General features: G+C 72.3%; 2 protein-coding genes and 1 pseudogene. 2 read left to right on the plus strand and 1 reads right to left on the minus strand.

The features are described 5' to 3' along the window. Positions 1–174: 174 nt before the first annotated feature. Both QQK83_RS19140 and QQK83_RS19145 read left to right on the plus strand, forming a co-directional pair. A complete protein-coding gene (locus tag QQK83_RS19140; RefSeq protein ID WP_284267018.1) occupies positions 175–786 on the plus strand; it encodes a holin-associated N-acetylmuramidase in 612 nt (203 codons plus the stop codon). Continuing rightward, positions 777–1361, plus strand: a complete 585-nt coding sequence (locus QQK83_RS19145; protein ID WP_284267020.1) for a holin family protein — start codon at positions 777–779, stop codon at positions 1359–1361. Before QQK83_RS19140 ends, QQK83_RS19145 begins: the two co-directional genes overlap by 10 nt. A gap of 723 nt (positions 1362–2084) precedes the next feature. Here the strand turns inward: QQK83_RS19145 and QQK83_RS19150 are convergent. Further along, positions 2085–2725 (minus strand): annotated as a pseudogene (locus QQK83_RS19150) (M20 peptidase family dipeptidase); the annotation flags it as partial.

Below are 2725 nucleotides of genomic sequence, written 5' to 3' on the forward strand. Positions count from 1 at the left end.
CGCCGCTGGCGCGGCGCGGGCGCTCTCGAGCAGCGCTGCGGGTCGGGGCAGGCGTTGCTCCGAAGATGCGTATTTCTGGAAAGATGAAGGGATTGGCGGGGGAGCGTTAACCCGGTCTTAGGGAGTTGCGGTCTAGGGTGCCTGCCATCGAAACCGAGCATGGAGGGCGGGCCCATGCTGTCGGTTCGTTCAATCGCGGAAGGCATCGTCGCGCGCGAAGGCGGCTATGTGAATGACCCCGACGACCCGGGCGGGGCGACGAAATTCGGCGTCACCATCCACGCGATGCGGGCGCTGGGGCTGGACCTCGACCGGGACGGGGATGTGGATGCGGGCGATGTGCGGCACCTGACGCGGGAGCGGGCCGTCGACATCTTCGTCGAGCATTACTTTCACCGCCCGCGGATCGGCATGTTGCCGGAGATGCTGCAGGCGAGCGTCTTCGACATGCATGTGAACGCGGGGTCCAACGCGGTGAGGATCCTGCAGCGGCTCTTGCGGGACATGGGGCTCGATATCGCGGTAGACGGGGTGATCGGGCCGCAAACGGCGCGGGCGGCCCATGCGGCGGCGGCGCAGGCGCCGGGGCACCTTGCGGATGCTTACGGGATCGCGCGGCGGAACTATTATTACGCGCTCGCCGACCGCCGCCCGGCGAGCCGGAAATACGCGCGCAGGCGGGATGGCGGCAAGGGCGGCTGGATCGTGCGGGCGGAGGAGTTCATCTCGCCGCGCTATCACCTGAGCGAGGCGGAGCATCGCGCGCGGGTGGCGGCATGGGGCTGATCGAACGGGCCATGGGCGTGGGCCGCGCGGCGGGCGCCATCGGCGAGGCCGCCGAGGGGCTGTCGGAGGTCTTCGTGCCGAACGCGACGCGGGCGATGGAACTGGACGCCGAGATCCACCGCGCGACGATGGAGACGGCGGCGGCCGAGTTCCAATACGCAGGCCCCGGCTGGTTCGACGGGCTGATCAACGGGTTGAACCGGCTGCCGCGGCCGATGCTGGCGCTTGGCACGCTGGGGCTGTTCGTCTTCGCCATGGTGGACCCGGTGGCGTTCTCGGAGCGGATGGTGGGGCTCGACGCCGTGCCGGAACCGCTGTGGTGGCTCCTGGGGGCGATCGTCAGCTTCTATTTCGGCGCGCGGGAGTTGCATTACCTGCGCAGCCCGCCCAGGCGGCGGGAGGAAGGGCGCGCGGGATGGCGCGCGGTCCTGCGCCCGGCCTTGCGCAGCTTGCCGCGGCAGGCCCCTGCGGAAGACCCGGTGGCCGCGAACCCCGCGCTGTCGGCCTGGCGCAATGCGGCCGTGGACGCAGCCGATGGGGCGGCGGGGGCTGCGCAGGTGCGTGAGGCGCGGTGAGGGCGGCGGCCTCACGAGGCTCCGAGGGGGGTGTCGGGAGTTTCCCTTTCAGTGTGCGGGATTTGCGGGGTCTGCGCAGCTTGGGCTGCGGCAGGAGGGTGTGCCGTTTTGCGCCCGGTGGGGCGGAAGCCTTTGGCGAGGGATTTGGGCCGCGACCGCGGCGCTTTTGGCCTGTTGCATCGCGGCTGAGGATGCTGGCGGCCGGTGGGCGCAGGCGCGGTGAGGGCGGCGGCCACATGTGGCTCCGAGGGGGGTGTCGGGAGTTTCCGTTTCAGTGTGCGGGATTTGCGGGGTCTGCGCAGCTTGGGCTGCGGCGGGAGGGGGTGCCGTTTTGCGCCCGGTGGGGCGGTAGGCTTTGGCGAGGGATTTGGGCCGCGACCGCGGCGCTTTTGGCCTGTTGCATCGCGGCTGAGGATGCTGGCGGCCGGTGGGCGCAGGCGCGGTGAGGGCGGCGGCCACATGTGGCTCCGAGGGGGGCTTCGGGGGTTTCCGTTTCAGTGCGCGGGATTTGCGGGGTCTGCGCAGTATGGCCTGCGGCGGGAGGGCGCGCCGTCCTGCGTCCGGTGGGGCGGGAGGCTTTGGCGAGGGATTTGGGCCGCGACCGCGGCGCTTTTGGGCCTGGTGCATCGCGGCTGGGCGCGTGGGGGGCGGAGCGGTGGTGCCTCGGGGACGCCCCGCGCGCGCTGTGCGTGACGGGGCGAACGGGGTGGACGGTGCGGGCGGTCAGTCGCCGAGCACCTCGGCCGGGGCGGCGGCCCCGATGTCCCAGTAGAGCCCGGCCATGAGAGCCGCGGCATCCGCGAAGATCGCGCGGGGCAGGTGTTCGTCGGGGGCGTGCTGCGCGCAGCCGGGGTAGGAATGGGGCACCCAGATGGTCGGGATGCCCAGCACCTCGGTGAAGATGTCGTTGGGCAGCGAGCCGCCGAGCGACGGCAGGACGACCGGCATCTCGTCGCTGGTGCGCGCCAGCGAAGCGGCGGCGAATTGCGCGGCGGGATTGTCCACCGGCGTGGCCGAGGCGCGGAAGCGCGGGCCCTGTTCCTCGATCACGATGTCGCCATGGCCATGGGCGTCGAGATGGGCGCGCAGCGCCGCGCCGAGGTCGCTGTCGTCGATGCCGGGGACGTAGCGCAGCTGGACGACGGCCTCGGCCGCGTCGGGGATGGCGTTGACCGGGTGGGCGGTGTCGCCGGCGGAAAAGGCCAGGATCTCGGCCGAGTTCCAGGCGTGGATGCGCTCGGCGGGGGTCAGCCCCTCGGCGCCCCAGTCGGCATCGACCTCGCCGCCCGCGGGCGTGAGGCCCGCAAGGGCCGCGCGGGCGGCGTCGGGCACGGCCTCGGGCACCCATCCGGGCACCTGCAGCG

Origin of the sequence: Roseicyclus amphidinii, from assembly GCF_030163755.1 — a bacterium.
GTDB classification, from domain to species: Bacteria; Pseudomonadota; Alphaproteobacteria; order Rhodobacterales; family Rhodobacteraceae; genus Roseicyclus; species Roseicyclus amphidinii.

What these genes read in the sequence shown, in the direction of transcription:
- QQK83_RS19140 (WP_284267018.1), top strand. Translation starts at nt 175, where the DNA reads ATGCTGTCGGTTCGTTCAATCGCGGAAGGCATCGTCGCGCGCGAAGGC.
- QQK83_RS19145 (WP_284267020.1), top strand. Translation starts at nt 777, where the DNA reads ATGGGGCTGATCGAACGGGCCATGGGCGTGGGCCGCGCGGCGGGCGCC.